17 protein-coding genes and 4 pseudogenes are annotated in these 19,219 nt (G+C 33.3%); 12 read left to right on the forward strand and 9 right to left on the reverse strand.

Annotation, left to right across the window (positions count from 1 at the left end; translation table 11 throughout):
* Positions 1–472: 472 nt before the first annotated feature.
* Complete coding sequence (locus DN408_RS15820; RefSeq protein WP_002191492.1) at positions 473–925, forward strand: CBO0543 family protein; 453 nt, start codon at positions 473–475, stop codon at positions 923–925.
* Between the two features lie 463 nt (positions 926–1,388).
* Here DN408_RS15820 and dltB read toward each other — a convergent pair whose 3' ends face one another.
* From dltB to DN408_RS15840, 4 genes are all read right to left on the reverse strand, one after another.
* Positions 1,389–2,555, reverse strand: a complete 1,167-nt coding sequence (gene dltB, locus DN408_RS15825) for a D-alanyl-lipoteichoic acid biosynthesis protein DltB (RefSeq protein ID WP_078178482.1) — start codon at positions 2,553–2,555, stop codon at positions 1,389–1,391.
* Between the two features lie 92 nt (positions 2,556–2,647).
* Complete coding sequence (locus tag DN408_RS15830; RefSeq protein ID WP_016093780.1) at positions 2,648–3,244, reverse strand: TetR/AcrR family transcriptional regulator; 597 nt, start codon at positions 3,242–3,244, stop codon at positions 2,648–2,650.
* A 414-nt stretch (positions 3,245–3,658) separates the two neighbouring features.
* Positions 3,659–4,882 carry a multidrug efflux MFS transporter gene (locus DN408_RS15835; RefSeq protein ID WP_113937316.1) on the reverse strand — a complete coding sequence of 408 codons (1,224 nt, stop codon included), beginning with the start codon at positions 4,880–4,882 and terminating at the stop codon, positions 3,659–3,661.
* 115 nt (positions 4,883–4,997) lie between these two features.
* Entirely contained in the window at positions 4,998–5,567 is a 570-nt protein-coding gene (locus DN408_RS15840; protein WP_078178481.1) for a cysteine hydrolase family protein, read from the reverse strand.
* Positions 5,568–5,681: 114 nt separating this feature from the next.
* Between DN408_RS15840 and DN408_RS15845 the strand changes: the two genes are divergently transcribed.
* Positions 5,682–6,281, forward strand: coding sequence for a TetR/AcrR family transcriptional regulator (locus tag DN408_RS15845; protein WP_113937317.1), 600 nt, complete (start codon positions 5,682–5,684; stop codon positions 6,279–6,281).
* Between the two features lie 384 nt (positions 6,282–6,665).
* Here the strand turns inward: DN408_RS15845 and DN408_RS15850 are convergent.
* Positions 6,666–7,202: pseudogene (locus DN408_RS15850) on the reverse strand (transposase); the annotation flags it as partial.
* Positions 7,203–7,275: 73 nt separating this feature from the next.
* Between DN408_RS15850 and DN408_RS15855 the strand changes: the two are divergent.
* The 3 genes from DN408_RS15855 to DN408_RS15865 all read left to right on the forward strand — a co-directional run bounded on the left by DN408_RS15855 (position 7,276) and on the right by DN408_RS15865 (position 9,243).
* Positions 7,276–7,983: an IS6 family transposase gene (locus DN408_RS15855; RefSeq protein WP_147740252.1), complete on the forward strand. Its 708-nt coding sequence runs from the start codon at positions 7,276–7,278 to the stop codon at positions 7,981–7,983.
* Between the two features lie 430 nt (positions 7,984–8,413).
* A complete protein-coding gene (locus DN408_RS15860) occupies positions 8,414–8,692 on the forward strand; it encodes a hypothetical protein (protein ID WP_002187120.1) in 279 nt (92 codons plus the stop codon).
* A 359-nt stretch (positions 8,693–9,051) separates the two neighbouring features.
* Complete coding sequence (locus tag DN408_RS15865; RefSeq protein ID WP_016093776.1) at positions 9,052–9,243, forward strand: hypothetical protein; 192 nt, start codon at positions 9,052–9,054, stop codon at positions 9,241–9,243.
* A 178-nt stretch (positions 9,244–9,421) separates the two neighbouring features.
* Here DN408_RS15865 and DN408_RS15870 read toward each other — a convergent pair whose 3' ends face one another.
* From DN408_RS15870 to DN408_RS15880, 3 genes and pseudogenes are all read right to left on the reverse strand, one after another.
* Positions 9,422–10,129 carry an IS6 family transposase gene (locus tag DN408_RS15870; RefSeq protein WP_147740248.1) on the reverse strand — a complete coding sequence of 236 codons (708 nt, stop codon included), beginning with the start codon at positions 10,127–10,129 and terminating at the stop codon, positions 9,422–9,424.
* A 121-nt stretch (positions 10,130–10,250) separates the two neighbouring features.
* Positions 10,251–10,576: pseudogene (locus DN408_RS32485) on the reverse strand (helix-turn-helix domain-containing protein).
* A 211-nt stretch (positions 10,577–10,787) separates the two neighbouring features.
* Positions 10,788–11,831 carry a tyrosine-type recombinase/integrase gene (locus tag DN408_RS15880; protein ID WP_016093774.1) on the reverse strand — a complete coding sequence of 348 codons (1,044 nt, stop codon included), beginning with the start codon at positions 11,829–11,831 and terminating at the stop codon, positions 10,788–10,790.
* 232 nt (positions 11,832–12,063) lie between these two features.
* On the opposite strand from DN408_RS15880, the gene DN408_RS15885 reads away from it, so the two are divergent.
* From DN408_RS15885 to DN408_RS15920, 7 genes and pseudogenes are all read left to right on the forward strand, one after another.
* Positions 12,064–12,399: a zinc-finger domain-containing protein gene (locus DN408_RS15885; protein ID WP_078179252.1), complete on the forward strand. Its 336-nt coding sequence runs from the start codon at positions 12,064–12,066 to the stop codon at positions 12,397–12,399.
* Between the two features lie 36 nt (positions 12,400–12,435).
* The gene (locus DN408_RS15890) at positions 12,436–12,948 is read left to right on the forward strand and encodes a helix-turn-helix domain-containing protein (protein ID WP_078179251.1); all 513 of its coding nucleotides are present in this window, start codon (positions 12,436–12,438) and stop codon (positions 12,946–12,948) included.
* Positions 12,949–13,491: 543 nt separating this feature from the next.
* A pseudogene (locus DN408_RS32490) lies at positions 13,492–13,632 on the forward strand (HNH endonuclease); the annotation flags it as partial.
* Positions 13,633–13,978: 346 nt separating this feature from the next.
* Entirely contained in the window at positions 13,979–14,278 is a 300-nt protein-coding gene (locus DN408_RS15900; protein ID WP_002016873.1) for an ArsR/SmtB family transcription factor, read from the forward strand.
* A gap of 762 nt (positions 14,279–15,040) precedes the next feature.
* Positions 15,041–15,196, forward strand: coding sequence for a hypothetical protein (locus tag DN408_RS15905; protein ID WP_233154317.1), 156 nt, complete (start codon positions 15,041–15,043; stop codon positions 15,194–15,196).
* Between the two features lie 66 nt (positions 15,197–15,262).
* Positions 15,263–15,355: pseudogene (locus DN408_RS15910) on the forward strand (phosphoribulokinase); the annotation flags it as partial.
* A 230-nt stretch (positions 15,356–15,585) separates the two neighbouring features.
* Entirely contained in the window at positions 15,586–17,070 is a 1,485-nt protein-coding gene (locus tag DN408_RS15920; protein ID WP_321145800.1) for a WD40/YVTN/BNR-like repeat-containing protein, read from the forward strand.
* Positions 17,071–17,600: 530 nt separating this feature from the next.
* On the opposite strand, the gene DN408_RS15930 is transcribed toward DN408_RS15920, so the two are convergent.
* Complete coding sequence (locus DN408_RS15930) at positions 17,601–18,656, reverse strand: alpha/beta hydrolase (RefSeq protein ID WP_078179219.1); 1,056 nt, start codon at positions 18,654–18,656, stop codon at positions 17,601–17,603.
* Positions 18,657–19,219 lie beyond the last annotated feature (563 nt).

Genomic DNA, 19,219 nt, shown 5'->3' on the forward strand with positions numbered 1-19,219 from the left:
CCTGTACCAGGGAAACCGCCCATACCCGTTCCAGGGAAACCACCCATACCTGTACCAGGGAAACCTATAATACGATGAGAATCTAATGTCATGTTTTCACCTACTTTTTATAAATATTTCATATTCTTTTACATGCTATGCTTAAAGAATATAAAGGAGCTTATTCTCATTTTAAATTAGGCAGACTAACTACTGATAACGGTAATTATGTGAACGAAGAGTCTCTTAAGAAGATCGGAAGGGACTTTCATAGGTTTCTAGATACCTTGACTGCTGATAAGTGGTTTTATGTAAACTAGATGTGTATATGGGGTATATTTTTGAGAACAAAATAAGAGATAAGCAGCCTTATAATTTAATCATAACTCAGTTGATTGTAATTATCATGTTGCGTTGGTTTGGAAAACTTTTTTAGTTTAAATTATAAGGAGTAAGGTGAAGATGGTTATAAGGAAAGGAAGGTAGAGTCAAGATGTTATTTAATATTCTAATTGCATTTGTGTTACCTTGGACTGTTGGAATTCTTCACCTTTACAAAAAAGAGAGAAGAATTATCCCTCTGATTGGCTCATTCTTTTGTGTCGTTGCTTTTGTCGTAAATGAATTCGGCTTTTATTGTGGTTTTTGGAGGATTGCTCCTTTCCTTGATCAAAAAACTTTTTCTGCGTTACCCTTTAATATAGGAATTTATCCGATTTTGGCAAGTTACTTAATATTCTTTATAAAGAAAACCAAAAGACCTTACTTGATGGTCTTTTTCATATCCCTATTTACTACCCTTCTTGAAATGACATTAGTTTTAAGTGGAGAAATCGTATATGGTAACGGCTGGAATATTATTTGGACATTTTTTTCCTATATCATCCCTTATATGTGGGTGTACTGGTATTACCTCTATTTAAGAAAGTTAGAAGTCATGAACTAAATCCTGAAGGCAACATAATAGAATTCGAATGTTTTTGATTGCCGAAAACGGGAATTATGTAAATACGAACCCCCTTCAGTAAGCAAACTGAAGGGGGTTTTTCTAGATATATTTAATACAGAGAATAATGGATTATGTTAATAAAAATATATGTGTTATTGATAAAAAAACGCCATCCTTTCTGCATATTTCTACAAAAAGAATAATGTTTTTTTTCGTAATATGGATAGAAATTCTTTTTAATTTAATAATAATGGAGGATAACTGTTTATAAAAAAAATTTATTCTCACTATACTATACTTTCAATTTCTTCTCTACACTAAAAAACATAATAGTTATTAATAGTATCATAAGAGCCATAATTAAAAGAATTATAGAAGAATATCTAAATAATAAACTGACTCCCATGTTTACAAGCGCAAATATGTGTAACTTCTTAGTTGTGAGAAAAGAGGTCATTCATTAAAAATAATTGTTTAGGTGACCAGAGAAGATTAGGAAACCGAAACATACGAAATGGAATGTAATCACAATTGCAAGGACATGCATGAACGTATTGTTGGGCCAAAATTTATGCTTCTTATTTTTCCGTTCGAAAATATCAAATAAAATAAACAGAAAAATATGATATAGAGCATAAATAATATATTGAGCAATATCATGACCAGTAATGTGCCAAATTCCCATGACAAAAAAGTTTAAAAAGACGCCAATATATGAAATCATATAGCGATTTTTAATGAGCTTTTTCTTTGTTGCAAAAAAGACAAAGCGCATGTAAATAAAATCACGGAGCCAGAATGATAAGCTCATATGCCAACGATTCCAGAAATCTTTAATATTACGACTGATAAACGGTTTATTAAAGTTTTCTGGTGTTTTAATACCCATCATATAACTGACACCAATTACGAATGAACTATAACCTGCGAAGTCAAAAAATAGATATAAACTATAGCTATACATGTAAATCATATTTGATGCAATTGTGTTTTGGTGAGCTAATGTTGCATCTATAATATTTTCTTTTATTAGGTAAGCAAGTATAAACTTATACAGAAAACCTTGGAAAATACGGTTAATTCCCGTGTATAGTAGGTTTTGATATTCTTCAGCGCTTGGTGGTTTTTGAATATCTTTTTGGAACCTGCGATACCTATCGATAGGTCCGGTCGAAATAGCAGGGAAGAACAAAATGAATTCCCAGAAATTAAAAAATGAGCATTCTTTAATTAAGCCATCGCGAATTTCAAATACCATTTGTACTGCTCTGAATGTTACATAAGATATACCAGTAAAAACAATGAATTTTAATTCAGGTACAAATGGTGCGATTTTTGCCAAAATCAATGGCAAAATCGACAAAATAATAGCCATGCAAAACATGAACGTATTATTATTTTGTTTTCTTAGTAGTAAATAGCCTTTAATAAGGACATATTGCCAAATAATAAATACTACTAACATCATTGCTTGATTTGACTTATCCGAGAAGATAATAGCAAGCATAATAAGCGTTAAGATAGCATTATATTTGCGCAACATTTTACCTCTTAATCCAGCTACGATAGTAGGTATCAATAAAATCCCCACTATAGCAAAAAAATAAAATGATCCATATGCGGTCATGCTGTAACCTCACTTTATAATGTTTTGCAATCCTTCATTCCATTTGGTTTCATGGAATAATGGATTGGCACATGAATTTGGAATTATATAGTTTAATAATCACTCATTGCGTTTTTTGGGTTGCAGATGTTAATAAATACTTTTTCTATAATCGCATATGCCGGAGCAATTTGTTCTTCTGAAGCCCCATGCATAACTTGTAACGCTAATCCATTCATCGAAGCCAATAAAGCCCTAGAAAACGCTTCTAGATCTGGGATTTCTACATTGGAAGTTTGAGCATATTCTTGAATTAGGTCTATCAATTGGTTCTGTAGAACTCGAATTTCTTCCATAATTTTCGGTGACCAAGCTGCTGCTGCCAATAAACTAAAATACACTTTTCTCCATTCAGAACTTTTGAACTGGTGATGTACTACAAATATTAGTTTTTTCATTTTCTCTGAGAAATCTTGTATATTTGAGAGTTCCTTCTGAATTTCTTTAATCTGTTTTTGCATGACATAGGAGGTAGCGTTAACTAATAATCCCTCCTTTGTTGGAAAATAATAATGAATTAAACTTAAAGTAATTCCCGCTTTTGTAGCAATATCTCTTAATGTAATAGCGGTTGTGCCTTTTTCAGCTAAGCATTCAAACGTAGCCATTAGTATTTGATCCCGAGTAGCTGTTTTTTTAGAATTAGACATTGTATTTCACCTTCTTTTTTAGTTTGGTCAACCGACCAATAAATATAAATTTATACTACTCTATTAGAACATTTTTTACAATACTAAGTACCATCCCCATGTCCACCAAGCTAAGGTTTTGATGTACACCTATATGAAAATTATCTTTCTCTACAGTTAGTTATTTTGAGAATTCAGCTCATTTTTTCTTTTTGGGAGTGTCTACTTTTCTTAAGTTGATGGGCATGGGGTCCCTCCCACATCACGCGATTATCTTAACTTCGATGTGAGAACTATTGGAATAACAATGGTTCTCACATCATTTACATGTATTCAAAGTAAAATTGGTTTATATAATAATCGATCTTTTATACTATTTTATCGAACTATAGAACCCCGTGAACAAGGATTTAGAATACCTTTATTTAGAGACCATCAAGTGATTGTTTTTCTTCTTAATAAGTCTTCTTCTTTTAAATTAAGCTTTTTATATACTCTGTAGTAAACCCACACAGCATTTATCAGTAACAATGTACTTGTAATAAAAAATACATATCGGATACCTATATGGGCCGCCACTTGCCCTCCTAGAACAGAACCTCCAAATACACCCATATATCCTGCTGACATGTTAAAGCCAAAAACCCTACCTGTTAGAGCAGATGGTGTGATTTTCTTAATTAAAACGTTGACTGCAGGAGCCAAGCCAGCTGTGGTTAATCCCAATAAAAATTGAAGTACCATTAACTGCCAAGGATTTTTCACAAAGGCTTCTGGTATAAAAATGAGTCCCGCTACTACAAGGGCGACTAATATTACTTTCTGGGGCCCTATTTTATCGGAAATTTTACCCAATCTTGGTGCGGCAATTATATTTGCCATCCCTGAAGCAGAGAATACGATACCAGCTATCATTGCAATATGACTAGTATCACGGGACAATTGAGTCACATATACTGTGATGATTGGTTCCATTGTATACAATGCCATATATATTATAAAAAAAGTCACAAACATGGTAAGAGTTAAGCTCTTTTCAGGTACATTCCTCCATGTTTCCTTGGCACTAAGCACTTTTTTGTCCTCGCGGTTGAAGGACTCCTTTACAAATAAAGCGGTAATAATAAATGCAATAAGCATCATTGCCCCCGTTATAAAGAATACATTTTGTAATCCAAAATTCTCCGCCATGAAGCCACCGATCATGGGTCCAAGTAAAGAACCCGAAATACTTGCCGTTGAAAGGGTACCTAAAGCCCACCCTGAATGTTCCTTTTCCGTCTGAGTTGCAATTAGTGTAGTACAGGCTGAACTGTATCCTGTTATTACACCCTGTAATAATCTTAATCCTATCAATACATATACATTCGAAGCAAAACCCATACTACCTATAACTATTGCCATACCAAGGCTCGCCCGCAAAAGCATTGGTTTTCGTCCGTATTTATCCGCAGCAAGCCCCCAAATTGGTGAAAAAATGGCAGAAATAATAAAGGTTATGCCGAAAGAAAATCCGGACAACTGTGCAATTAAAGCTGCATTATCAACTCCAAGATGCTTGATATAAAGCGGCAACACTGGTGCAAGCTGACTCATTCCCACACCCGTGACAAACATCCCAAACCAGCAAACAATTAAATTTCTTTTCCAAATCGGCATGAGTATAACCTGTCCTTTCATTTTTTTATTTCTATAACAAATGATGTTCTGAGTAAAATCAAACAAACGCCACTTTAGGAGAAAATCCTTGAGAGGCGTTTGCTTAGTTATGATATTAATCCAGTGTTTTAATCCAAGCGTCAACAGTAACCACATCTGCTTGACGAGGGAATACCTTTTCCATAAGAACGCGGTGAACCTCAGAATCGGCATCTAGACAAGCATCAGAAAGTACCGTTATTGCAAAGTCTTTGTCTGCTGATTCCCTTAAAGTGGATAGAACCACACCGCTTGTAGAAATACCGCAGAGAACAAGCGAATCGATTTGCTGTGCACGGAGGATAACCTCCAGATTACTACCAGCGAATGCACTAAATCTGTACTTCGTTACAACAGGTTCATTTGCTTCAGGCTGAACAGATTCGTGAATTTGTGTCCACGCATCCGAGATAGTCATTCCGCCCATTTTAGTAATGGCTGAGAATCCTTTATTTTGTGGACTCACTTCTGGATAGCCTTCGCTAAATCCTAATCGAATAAAAATAACAGGAATATTATTTTGGCGTGCCGCTTCAACAGCTTTCTGGAATGGAAGTAATACATCTTTATTTTCTGAGAAACGTGATACAATACCATTTTGTAAATCCATAACTAATAATGAGGGTTTACTATTTTGATTTTGCATATTTGCATAACTCCTTTACAATAGGTTAAAATCAAGTGGAGAGTTCTCCGTTTAAGAATTATAAGTGGAGAGTTCTCCGTTTGTCAAGGGATATAAATGTTAGGGAGTGATGGTATGGCAAATAATCAGAATACAGCCCATAATCGGACTGAGCGACGTGACGCTGCCGAGAATCGCCAACGTATATTAAATACGGCTCTTAGGCTATTTGAACACAATGGTGTTGAACAAGTCAGTATGAATCAAATAGCAACAGAGGCAGGAATTGGTGCAGGAACGCTTTATCGCCGTTATAGAAATAAAAGTGAGTTGTGTCTTGATTTGATCAAAGATAATATTGATATGCTTTTTGAGAATATCGAAGCATACTTGAAGCAGAACCAGACTGAGCCGCCAAATCAACGAATAAAAGGCGTACTCAGCTTATTTGTCCGTTTCAGAGAAAAAAAGGCACAATTGCTTACAGGAGTAGAGAATTCTACTTCAAGTAATCCACGATCAAAGGATAAGAGTCCTTTATATTATGAATTGCATCAGCTATTCGTAGAATTATTTGACGAGATGCATAGAACCGAGAAAAACCAACCTAACAGCGTCTTTAGAGCTGATATGTTACTGGCTGCTTTGAGCAGTGATTTCTATTTGTTTCAAAGAGAAATCCGTGGCTATTCGGCTGATATGATTTTGGAGCAACTTTGTTTAACGTTTTGTTAAGATATGAATAATGTCAATTTGCAATTTATCAATTTCATTATATATTTTATAAAAAAGAAGACATAATGAAATTGCCACCATAAAAGGTTCCTTAAATGGGAATCTTTTATCTTTATATCTCCCTTTTCTATCTTCAACAATTAATTCTGCCAGTTAGCAGAATAATTTCCATTTCCAATTATTCCTCCCTTCATTATTTACTATACATACTATAAAAATCAGTATAGTTATATAGTCTTTAAAGGGGTATCGCCACATCGCTATCAAGCTAAGCCCGTGTAACGTCAATGATAAGCAAGATTGTTTCTTTTTTTCGAAAGTCTATACGTAGATGCTTTAAAGATTTGCATACGAAATAAACCCTAACGGGTTTCCTTTTTTGAATTAAGCTGCTTGGTTATCAGACATGGTACAATTATAAACGACACCTAATATATCAAAGACTGTTTTCTTCTCATACCTAGGGGATTTCCGCCCGTTTTGCTGTAGGAGATTGAACAGGCGAAGTAACACCTTTGATAGCTCTTGGGTGTTTTTTTGTATAGTTTGGAATAGAAGAAGAAAATAGTCTTTAATCATATATATGGCTTTATACTCACTAAGCTCTCGTTTTTTCTTCATGAGGAGTAATTGGCGCATTTGAAACATGATAGAAGAACAGAGTAGAATGGCAATCAATTGACCATATAAATGGCACTCCAATCGTTCTGGTTTTATCTTTTTACAATGATGGATTTGAAAGAATGACTTCCACGTTTTAAATAAAATTTCGATTTGCCAACGCAAAGAATATCAGTCATGTACCTGTCCCATCGGGACAATATCTGTAGGGGTGTTGGTCATATATACATTGATACCACTGAGTCGTTTACTACGAGGAGAATACTTCATTCCTTTCTTTTTTTCTCTTACAACTTGATCTGGTTCTGGTGCAAAAAATCTATAAAACTTGGACATACTGATATTACTACTCTAGAAAAGGTGTGTGATCAGTATAAAAAAGGAAAATTTATTCAAATGGAAGCATTATCAGCCTGATTTAATTTTGTTAACGGTAAGATGGTACCTACGGTATAACCTCAGTTTTCGTGATTTGGTGGAAATGATGAAGGAACGGGGCTTATCTATTTCTCATACCACGATTATGCGTTGGGTTCATCAGTATGGTCCTGAATTGGACAAACGAATTCGTCGTCACCTCAAGCAAACCAATGACTCTTGGAGAGTTGATGAAACATATATAAAAGTTAAAGGGCAATGGATTTACCTGTACCGTGCTGTTGATTCGAAAGGAAACACAATCGATTTTTGTCTAAGCAAAACAAAAGACCGAAAGGCTGCAAAGCGCTTTTTCAAAAAAGCTTTGCGGTCTTTTCATGTATCAAAGCCACGTGTGATAACAGTCGATAAGAATCCGGCTTATCCTATAGCAATTGAACTGTTGAAAAAAGAAAAAAGCATACCTGATGGTATGCAACTTAGACAACAAAAGTACTTGAATAATATAGTAGAACAAGATCATCGCTTTATAAAGAAGCGTATCCGTTCTATGCTAGGGCTCAAATCTTTTGACACAGCTATATCCATTCTTTCTGAAGTAGAAGCTATGCATATGATTAAAAAAGAACAGATTAATTTACGGAACCAGTCTATCCAAAATCAGAAAGAATTCGTCCATCAATTGTTTGGACTTGTAGCATAAGATACGATTCCGTTAGGAATATATATGCTTTATTCTCTTTTACTTTATTTTTGCACCAGAACCTGCAGGAAGAAATACACGCGTCTTGATATACATTCTTTCAACGTTGTGTAAAGGAAATTGGCGAAAATGACATTAAGTAGCCGACTCTACGGAGTATAAACAAGAAGATTCTTAGTCTTCTCCAAGTCACCGAACTAACCAAATGTGAAGCGTGTAGCTAATATATAGTGTTGCGGTGACTTGGAGAAGGTTGGGAGTTATCTTGACCTTGGAAGAGGAACTTTTGCCATTTGTTTTTTTATTTCTCTCTATTAAATATGTGAACTATGGGGAGTTTTATAAAACATAACTTTTGAATTATATAATAAAAGTATATATAATTATACTGATGTTAATATATTAACTGGTTAAAAATGGGGAAATAAAAATGAAGATTAAATTTGATGTAGTTAAAGATGAAAATTTTGATTTTACTTTATTAGAAACAAAATTGCTGAAAACTTTTAAAGAAGTAGATAATGTAGCAATAATTGAAAAGGTTGAAGATAAAATTTTTGAAAAAGATGATGTGCAAACCCATTTAGCGGAGATTACTATTAATGTTACAGGAAATAATATTGGATATAGATCAGCTTCAGCTAGTATATTCATTGTTCTAGAAAGTCTATCAATAGAGCTATTCAATATTAATATTAGTATACATTAAGCATCCAAAACGGGTGCTTTTTTCTTTGTTATATAGAAATTACACATTAAAACAGTGAATATTCTAATAATACAAGCATATGATGAATTCGTGACGAGTTATCATATGAGGTGAAACTTGGGGCACCATACTTATTTGTTGAAGGGTACCTAATGACGGGTACTCTTTTTATTTTGCACCTTTTAATAAGGACAAGCATATATTGGAGTATGGGGTTGCCCCACTTCATATATTTGAGCACCTATCGATTATGGGTGCTCTTTTATTTTGTACAAAATGGACATTTGAATTAAATAATTATATAAATAGGTAGAATCTAATTATATGATGTGCATTTTAATCCAAGGGGTACAAATTCGATGCGACGTGAAAAGGATTTGTTGATACAATGGAAGGCGGACTTGCAAGCTGTTCAAGAAGAGAAGAGGCTGAAGAAGAAGGCTAAGAAAAAGAATAAGAAATATAGCATTCCTGATAATACAGCTGACTTCATGAATGGTAAGAATACTTATCGTAAAGAGAATGGGGTATGGAGGCAAAGAAATAAATAGTGTAAGGATAAATGAGTTTGATTAAGTTTATAGCAATTATCGTAGGCGTTACTGTAATCTGGGTGGCGTCTTGTTTTTTGTTAAGGAAAGATAAGGGGTGAAATAGATTTGAAACGGTTCTGGTGCAAAGATTGTATTTATTTGAAAGAGGTATATAGATTCCTAATGGAATCTATTCTTATGCAGCCATTCCGAATAGTTGATGAATAAACTTCACTTCATTTTTGACAGACTTTTCCCGTAAAATAAGTTGACCTTTTTTAATGATATGCATCGCTTCTATTCCTGAAAGAATAGATTTAGCTGTACGAAAAGATTTCAATCCTAGCATTGAACGAACTCTCTTTTTAATAAAACGATGATCTTTCTCTACAATGTTATTAAGGTATTTTACCTGCCTTATTTGGATGCCCACAGGCATCTTTTTCTCTGTCTTCAACTCTTCAATCGCTATAGGATAGGCCGGGTTTTTGTCCACTGTAATCACACGGGGCTTTGAAACATGAAAAGACTGCAAAGCTTTCTTGAAAAAACGCTTTGCAGCCCTATGATCTCTTGTTTTGCTTAAATGAAAATCAATTGTATATCCTTTTGAATCAACAGCACGATATAGGTACATCCATTGACCTTTGACTTTCACATACGTCTCATCGACTCGCCAAGAATCATTGGTTGACTTAAGATGACGTCGTACTCGCTTATCTAATTCGGGACCATATTGATGAACCCATCGCATGATAGTTGTATGAGCCAGGGATAGCCCGCGTTCTTCCATCATTTCGACTAAATCACGAAAACTGAGGTTGTACCGTAGGTACCATCTCACGGTTAATAAAATAGCATTCGGTTGATAATGTTTCCACTTGAATAGATTTTGCTTTTCCATACCAATCACATCCTTTTTTAGCGTAATAATATCAGTATGTCCAAGTCTGAAAGACTTTTTTTAGATATTTTGAAGTTTTTGCACCAGAACCTATAAAAGGTGCTATACGAAAAATTTAAATTCATTTAGTGAAATGTTTTTTAATGAAATTAGTATAATCAATAAGAACATCAAAAACTTCCTGTTGTTTTTTAGGGGATAGATCTGACGCTGCTACTTTAATTGATTCTAATTTACTTTCTAGAGGTGCGTTTCGTCCAAACAATTCATTAATGGATACATTGTATAAGTCTGCAATACTCATGATTGAATCTGCGTCTGGGTCAGTTTTTCCATATTCCCAATTGGCATATGTGGTACGTGCGATATTCAGGCGATATGCTACATCGAATTGAGTATACCCCTGTTTTTTCTCAACTCAGCAAGTCGCTTACTTAGTTGAGACATATCATCACATTTCCTTTCTGATTTATAACGTTAGTGTAAAACAGAAAAGTTAAATTGCATCCTTATGACTTATAATAAGTCATAAATTATTTTTATTTGTAATAGTTAGTCTTAATGTTGTGATAATAGAAAGCCATTTATAATTCTATACGCGAAAAAATAGGAAGAAATCGATACATCAAATCGAGAATCTTCCTATTATATATGTTTACTAAAACAATGAATTTCCTATATCTATTGTGGCCAAGTTTTGACGTCTTGTACGTTCCCTTAAATAGCGTTCCGTCGTCATAATAGATTCGTGTCCTAAATAGTCACGTATTTTCTTAAGTTCGACACCTTTTCCCATCAAATGATTCGCAAAGAAATGTCTGCAGGTATGGGGGGTAATTCTATCCTTTCGGTAACGTAAAAATGGTAAGTTTGTTTCTTCAATCTTTTCTGCTACATATTTTGATAAGTAGTCGGCCCTATAGTAAGAGCCATCGGCTTTAGGTAGAAAAGCAGATGTACTAGAGGCGTCCAATTCACTTGTTTGTTTACGCAATTGACGAAGGCGACAGATATCGTCGAGTACATCTTCAAAAATACGAACTTCCCTGGCTTTATTTCCTTTCCCAACTACACGCAAGAGATAAGCATTTAATGAGGAATGGAATACAAGATCTGCCCATTTTGCGTTTGCAACTTCCTCAATCCGGAGTCCAGTAGTCGTAAGAAGGAAAAACAATGTATACATAAAGAAACTTGTTTTCTTCAGTGCATCTAGTATTTCATTTACTTCTTCAGGAAAGAGGTCACGATTGACCAGATCTTCTTTTTTTACAGATACTTTTTTGAGACGACTACTATAGTCATCTGAGAGACCCGTGTTATCATAAACGTATTTTAGAAACTGCTGGACTACCGTTTTCTTTCGACGTAATGTAGTGGCAGCATACTTCTTACTTAGTTGATAGAAGTAGATTTCCATCTCATTATGGGATAAATCGTGAATGGTTCCGATTGTTTCTTTTATGTAGCGAAGAAAATGAGACAAATCATGCAGATAAATCTTTTTTGTTCGTTCACTTCTTTTTTTCGTTAAAGAAGGTTCATCGTGTAGAAATAAATAAACCAATGATTCTTCACTTAATTTAGAATAGTCAATATTCCTGATGCCCATACCCATAATTTTTTCAAAATGACTGCTATCAAAAAAATCTGATTTTGATTTTACAAGTTGGTTACTATGTTCGTAATTTATGATATTCAAATTTAAACACAACCTTTAGTAGAATGAAATATTAAACAAATAATTTTTATATAAATTTTTATGATTCTAATTATACCACAATAAATGCATTATTTATTGTGGTATAAAATGAAATGTTTAAATATATATATTTTCCTTAATATTTAACGTTTCTGTTTAGCTGATGTATAATGGAAATGTTTAATTTGTTTTTTTGTACATTTCAATCCAAGTGCGGTAGGAGGAGATTTTTTTGACTAATCTTCGTCGGAAAATTTTACATGAAATCTATAATTTAGAAGATACCCATTGTTCAATTTGCCCTCTGAACAACCTATCAGTGAATTGTACAGATGAGCAAGAACAGGCAAAACAAAGAAACTATAAACATTGCAAAGGTTGTCCCATTTTCGATTCCATCCGAGAGAAAGGAGAGAAATTGAATTCTTTATCGAAAAAGAGTACATTTAATAAGGTACGAGAACGTTATATGGAAAATCCATTTAAGTATCTGCAGTATAAGGAGTACTCAATCACAGATGTAGTAAAAGAAACAGGTTTAACAAAGTATCAACTAAGAAAATTTTAACAACAGCTAGAATGAAAGTTTCGGATGAGGTGAGAAATGGACTATTTATCTTTAGAAGAGGTATGCGATAGGGTAGGTTTAACAAAAAATCAATTAGGCTATTTAATTAAGTATAAACACATCGAACCTATCAATCTGGATACCTGGAAAGCAGATGGTGGATATCGTTTTGAGCAAGAAGATGTAAAAAGGTTAGAGGAATTATACAAAGACTCTTTAACATTAAAAGAAGCGGCTGAATTTCTAAATAAATCTAAGACTTACGTTCATAATGCAGCTAAAGATGGGATATTGCCCTTTAAAGAGATTGCTAAAGGGAAATCTACTGAACGATTGTACTTAAAAAACGATCTGGAAATTTTCAAAGAAAGAATTGAAAATAGATCAAAAGAGGAGTCGAAAGAAAAAAAGCAGTATTTAAGTCTATATCTTGATGAAAAGGTAGTAGAAGCAATAAAGAAAAAGGCTGCAAAGAAAGGATATAATGGCTACAAGAAGTTTGCTGAAGACATTTTATCCGCAGAAGTAAAAGAAGACATAGAAGAATAGAAATTCTAGTGAGAATAGGCCCTAAAAAACACAAAAACGTTCTAAGTGGTCTATTTTTATTTTCAAGAGACTTTTTAACTATCAGGTCTAAATACATTACCTAAGATGACAATGTTGTTTACAGATGAATTTGAGAGGTCATTTTTTCGGGTCCGTTCCGGAAAAAATTCATTGTAATTACAAAAAAGGGTTTATATATATAATATAGAAAATAGAGGGAAAGATAACAGATAATTTTAAGAGCGTTTTATTTAAGTTGAAAAAAGTGTAAAGAAAGAAAAGAGAGGTAAGGATCCCAGGATTATAAATACAAAGACTTCATTTGGAACTTGGTAGGCCTATGAGAATGCTAGAGAGTTCGGGCAGACATATATCGCGGAATACATCAAAAAGCATACAAGCTTTATTTGAAATTTACATAATAAAAAACAGCATATCAAACTATAATAAATTATGAAAAAACAAGAAATATAGTATACATATTTAGATTATAGTAAACTAAAATATTTTCAAAATCCTAAAATAATAGATTATGAAAAGACTGAATTGGCTTTAAAATTTACGGATGAAGAAATTCAATTATTTAAAATAGGAAAAACTCCAGAGCATTATACATGGCATCATCATCAAGACACTGGAAGGAAGCAACTTGTAGATTATCAGACTCATCATGATACTGGTCATATCAGTCAGCGTTATAGGGGTATAACAGACACATTCATTTTTAAAATCATAAAATCGGATTCACTTATCTTTACTTTAAAAATGGGTATATTGATGGCACTAGTATTTTTTTACTGCATAATTCATTAATTCAAATCTACAAAGAGATAAAATTTCTTTGTAGATTTTTTAATTACTAAACACATCTAAAAAACTTCACGACAAACACATATTAACTCCGCACATAGCACAAGTTGAAATTATATAATTAATTCATAATTAAACGCACAGAGAATTTTAATATAATGATATTAGGAATATACATTAAAAATTCGAATAAAATATAAATTGAATGCGAGGTTGTATTATGAACAAATTTAATAATGATAATGTACAAGGTTTAGTTTCTGAAGAAAACGTTGAACTATTAAAAGTTATGGCTCATCCAATACGTCTACAAATTGTTAGTGAATTGGCTAAGAGCAAGAAATTAAATGTAACACAATTAACTAATATTTTGGATATTCCACAATCAACAGTATCGCAACATTTATCCAAAATGAAAGGGAAAGCACTGAAAGCTGAAAGAAAAGGGTTAGAGATTTACTATCATATTCAAAACTCCAAAGCTGATAAAATCATACAAATACTAGGTCATGCTAATTAAATTAAAAGAATAGGTGGATGTATACCCAAACACGGATTACAATTCACCTATTTTTTATTTTATAAAAACATAAAAACGTTATAGTATAATTTCTATAATTATAGTCTTTGTTCTACGTATTAAAGGTTTTAAAGCGTATGTTATAGAATTTAAGTCTTTTAAAAATGAAAGAATGAGCTTACTTTATAGTGTGAAATGCTGAATTATCAACGGAGACAGTTTATTTAGTACCCATTTTCTTGTCTGAAAAGTTTCCAGTTTCATATCTTTTTACATCTGATGTAGAAAGACATAATAGTCTAAACTAAAATCTGATGAACAATCGTTGATAAATAGCCATTATCATAAATTTTATAAAAACCGGAGAAGGTTTTAAACCCGTAGTTGTTGGAAAAACAACCACACAAAAAACCAAATTACATATTATTGGAGCTAATGAATCTGTAACACTAACGCCAATAGAATTAATGCTTTTTCTTAAAGATAATAAGGAATAAATAAAAGAGTTATTTTTATTTCTCAATTAATATCTGAATGTTTTAATAAAAAATTCTTATGCTTTTATTGCATAATTCATTAATCTAGTTCCTGTATTTATCAAATTTAAACAAATATAGGAAAATGAAACATTAATAAATATACAAAATATGAAAAATATGTTGAATATTGTCTAATTCTCTGCGTTTATTTCTCCGTATATCCCAATTAATCTATTAGGTGAGAAGAATAAATTCTTGCAAAAGATTATAGGAGGAGAAATTTATGAAGAAAATTATTATTGGGGCATTAACGTTAGGTGTCATGCTAGGATCGGGTGGTAGTTTTGCATCTGCAGATGAACTTGATAGTGTTTCTCAAAATGGAAACACTATACAATCTATATCAGCTTCCACCACAAAATCAATAACTGCGAGCTGAGCGTAAAAAGGAAATGAAAAAAATTAATCAATTGTAAAACCTGAAAATGGATGCTTTTTTAAAGAGCATCCATACAGTCAATGTTTTGATATTATTATCAAAAATTCCGATGAAGCAATATGTCTAGAAAAAAATACATTTGAGTTTTATAGAGTTTAAATGTAAATACTCTATTTGTTATGTTTATTATGAGGGTTCATTTTCATTATTTGGCTCTCAAATGAAGCAACTTTAGTATTCACTCAAAAATCCATTGTCTATGAAACAACTAGATTTTTAAACGGCTTTAATAGACAGATGTCTATTGTATTTTTGGCGGCAAGATTAAATAGCTTTTTTGTTACTTTACAATAAAGTATACTTAATATCAGTAATTCATGTAATTAGGAGTGGTTTCTATATTTAGGGAAAATGCAAAAAGGTTACTTCTGTCATTAGTAACAAATCCAATACTAATAATTGTATACGGGATTTTTTGTTATGAGTTAGCCTTATACTGTAAGTATGGAAGAATGAATTATAATATTTATATTTTTTTATTATGTATAGTACTTTTTATATCCATGACTACATTTACTACAATGCGGGTGATAAAAAACAGAAAATATGAATCTAAAAAATTAACTAATTCAATAGCATGGAGATCCATTTCTATTATCATTATTGTTGCAATTACATCATTTTATGGGATGCAGATTTATAAAAGTGCAATAAATTACAATGGCAAATTGGCATGGTTTATAGAAAGGTTAAAACATGAAAGGTCAGTTAAACTTAAACATAATAATATATATGAATCTGGAGTAGAAGGTATTTTTGAAGATATAAATAAAAAATATCCTTTGCCAAAGAAATTGTATATGGCAACTGATTTTGATCTTACATTTCATTCAGATGGAACAATCACAGCGTTTGATACATTTGTTTATGGGAAAAATGTTGATGGGAAAGAAGAAACTTATTTAATCTCTTATAATGAGAAGAAATCAGAAGATATTACTATAATACGAGACGGATATGCAAAGCCTGATTATGATGATGATAAATTAGTAGAACCTTTAATTAAAACGGTTAAGGCGATTCCAGTTAAGCAAACGGTTAGAAAGTGGAATGAAAGTAAGTATGGGTTGATTTATTATGGAAAAAGAAATTGGGGATCCAATACAGAGGGAATTATTAATATTACTGAGGATGGTAAGGGGCAGAGTCTTAAAGAAGCAGCTTCTGATATCATTGGATATACTGTATCTATATATGTCCCTGGAAAAGAGAAAGAGCTAGTCCCTGCTAGATATAATTTAATATGTGACGCAAGTTGGAGTAAATCAAAGACGCCTCCAAATGAAGATAGGCTTAAAGAGAAGAAACAACAAGATTTAAAGAATGAAAAAGAACAGTTTTTCCTATCAAAAGAAGTTGGTTATAAACTAAATATGACAGATAAAGCATTAGGGAGCGCCTTTTATTCATTAAGCAGGACTAGTGATGAAGGGGAAACATGGGAGGTTATCAATCCAGACCCATTTAATAGGGGGATTGGTAGTGTATCAGGGGTCACTTTTATAAATGATAAACTTGGGTTTTTAGGAGCAGTTAGACCTTCTGGTAATGAGGGAGAGTTATATCGCACAGATGATGGGGGGGTATCTTTCAAAAAGGTAGAATATCCGCTGCATGAAGTGAAATTAGATCATACACAGTCCACAATAAGTCCTTTTGATTCTCCTAGTATGCCATATGAGAAAGATGGGGTTTTTAATATGTTAGTTGGACAAGGGGCAGATGGAGACTACAATGGCGATAGTAGTGCACTTTATCAATCAAAAGATAACGGAGAGACATGGGAATTTGTAGAAGAAGTGAAAAAGAAATAATCAGAATGTTTTTTTGAAAAATAAGGTAACTACTCAGCTATACATTTCATTTAGAAGTTTGGTAAGGGGTCTCGCCACATCGCCATCAAGTCAAGAAATTGGTTGCTCCCCAAAACGAAAATTTCCGTAGTATTCTGTGGTTCAATCATGAGCTGGAAAGAAATAATCGGAATGATATCTGTATTAATCGGGGTATATATCGCAACTGCAAAAGCAACAAATCAAAGTAAGAAAGTTGCCCTAAATGATTAAAGGGGTCCCGCCCCATCGCTATTAAGCTAACAAAACTAAATTTCCTTAAAATGAAAAAATACGCTATTCTTTCTGTAGAATCATAGGAAAGAATAGCGTATTTATTCGCTTTATAGATACATTTTTTTAGCTCGATGGCGATGTGGTGTTACCTCAAATATAATTATTTTATTTGAAGGTTGTAGTTTTAGAATAAAGTTTGATCAAAATGGAGTTGCTCTTTTAATATAAGAATATGATTTTTATAAAACAGATTGATCGGGCAAATACCTCAAAGATTAGTTAGAGGAAGTGATCCCCTTCAGAAACGTCTTTGTCTGCTTCAGACTAAGTATACTGGCTGGAGAGGCCATATCAAACTGATAGCCGTGACCAGCTTTTATCTCATTGGGATTGAAAAATAAAGAAGTAACTGGGACGTCCTTTTCTTGAAGTGTAGCGACGAAAGTCCTGGCTTGTGTTTCAAATGAATTCGTGTTGCCGTCGGTTACAAATGCAGGAGGGAAGTCTTTAGTGATATACTTTGACAGATTTAAGACATCAAACTTCGGATTGTCCATCCAGTTCTTATCACCCAAAATGCCCCAGCCCATACGTTTGATTATGAATTGTTGCACGGGCTTTAGATCACTATGCTGAAATGCTGTAATATCGTAGGGGGCGCTATATAGTAATAAGCCCTTGATTGTATTCGTCGATACGGATTGCGGGACTCCCACGAGATTTGCATATTCGGAATTGGTTTGGATCAGGGCAAACTCCCCGGCCAAGAAAGCTCCCGCTGAGGAACCGGCCAAGATCACCTGCGATGGGTCCAAGGGGTATTTTTGAGCTAACTGCTGCAAATAAGACAATACCTCGCCGACCTGCTTCGTCTGATCAAACAAAGTGGCCCCTGGCGCTAACTCGTAATTCATGGATACTACAGCAAATCCTTCCGAGGCAAGCGCCCTTGAATAATCCGCAGGCATATACTTGTCTCCATTAATAAAGCCTCCACCGTGGATAAAGATAATCACAGGCAGTGGCTTCGAATCGGTTTGAGGAAGGTAAAGGTCCAATTTATTTTCTTGGTACTTGGATGGATATGAGATGTCAGAGAGAACCCGAGTTTGTTTCATAAGAGCCGGCAAATCGGATGGGTGGGAGCCATAATTTTCAGGATTATTCTTGCTGCCAAGCATTTGGAGCACCCAAATGCTTGGCTGAGGTGTCCAAATGGTGAATGCAGCCGTGATTAGAACAATCATCAAAACAGCAATCCCTGTAAACTTAACTAATTTGAAGTTGCGCTTTTTTTCTACTCGTTGGCTGGGTATTTGTACTTGTGTCATCGGTTAACCTCCTGCATCCATGTCCTCGGTCTGAGCATAACCGGTTATTTTTAATATGAATTTCATAGATGGTATCGTTTATTTAATTATATCACTTCTAAATTGAATAACAGAGGAGTTTCTATTAGCTAATTTAGCGAAAATGGAAAGATATTAAGGTTGATATGCAAAGACGTGTAGTAATCAACCTATACTGCAGTAATGATTATAATAATACTTATAATCAGTAAAGACCATTCTATAACTGGAGAAAAGTATCCGTTCTTACTTAATACAGAAGAACTTACACCAAGTATTAAAATAACTGTTTGTAAAGTTCAGTTTTTAACCAATCTGAATCCCTCTTTAAACATTACATCTTTATTATTTGATATCAAAAAATAAGGATGTAATTGATTGTAAGATAGTTATCTATGGGTAATTTAACTTGATTTTTCTTTTTGGGGATATTTGTTTTTTTAGGTTAATAGCGATACATTAGTACCTTCTTATAGGACAAGAGTTATAACAGGCGTCAGAAAGTTACAAATAATTAGAAAATTTTATATCAATTTACTATATAT

This window comes from Bacillus sp. AR13-1, from assembly GCF_008042285.1.
Classification (GTDB): domain Bacteria; phylum Bacillota; class Bacilli; order Bacillales; family Bacillaceae_G; genus Bacillus_A; species Bacillus_A mycoides.

What these genes read in the sequence shown, in the direction of transcription:
- DN408_RS15820 (WP_002191492.1), top strand. Translation starts at nt 473, where the DNA reads ATGTTATTTAATATTCTAATTGCATTTGTGTTACCTTGGACTGTTGGA.
- dltB (WP_078178482.1), bottom strand. Translation starts at nt 2,555, where the DNA reads ATGACCGCATATGGATCATTTTATTTTTTTGCTATAGTGGGGATTTTA.
- DN408_RS15830 (WP_016093780.1), bottom strand. Translation starts at nt 3,244, where the DNA reads ATGTCTAATTCTAAAAAAACAGCTACTCGGGATCAAATACTAATGGCT.
- DN408_RS15835 (WP_113937316.1), bottom strand. Translation starts at nt 4,882, where the DNA reads ATGCCGATTTGGAAAAGAAATTTAATTGTTTGCTGGTTTGGGATGTTT.
- DN408_RS15840 (WP_078178481.1), bottom strand. Translation starts at nt 5,567, where the DNA reads ATGCAAAATCAAAATAGTAAACCCTCATTATTAGTTATGGATTTACAA.
- DN408_RS15845 (WP_113937317.1), top strand. Translation starts at nt 5,682, where the DNA reads ATGGCAAATAATCAGAATACAGCCCATAATCGGACTGAGCGACGTGAC.
- DN408_RS15860 (WP_002187120.1), top strand. Translation starts at nt 8,414, where the DNA reads ATGAAGATTAAATTTGATGTAGTTAAAGATGAAAATTTTGATTTTACT.
- DN408_RS15865 (WP_016093776.1), top strand. Translation starts at nt 9,052, where the DNA reads ATGCGACGTGAAAAGGATTTGTTGATACAATGGAAGGCGGACTTGCAA.
- DN408_RS15870 (WP_147740248.1), bottom strand. Translation starts at nt 10,129, where the DNA reads ATGGAAAAGCAAAATCTATTCAAGTGGAAACATTATCAACCGAATGCT.
- DN408_RS15890 (WP_078179251.1), top strand. Translation starts at nt 12,436, where the DNA reads ATGGACTATTTATCTTTAGAAGAGGTATGCGATAGGGTAGGTTTAACA.
- DN408_RS15900 (WP_002016873.1), top strand. Translation starts at nt 13,979, where the DNA reads ATGAACAAATTTAATAATGATAATGTACAAGGTTTAGTTTCTGAAGAA.
- DN408_RS15905 (WP_233154317.1), top strand. Translation starts at nt 15,041, where the DNA reads ATGAAGAAAATTATTATTGGGGCATTAACGTTAGGTGTCATGCTAGGA.
- DN408_RS15930 (WP_078179219.1), bottom strand. Translation starts at nt 18,656, where the DNA reads ATGACACAAGTACAAATACCCAGCCAACGAGTAGAAAAAAAGCGCAAC.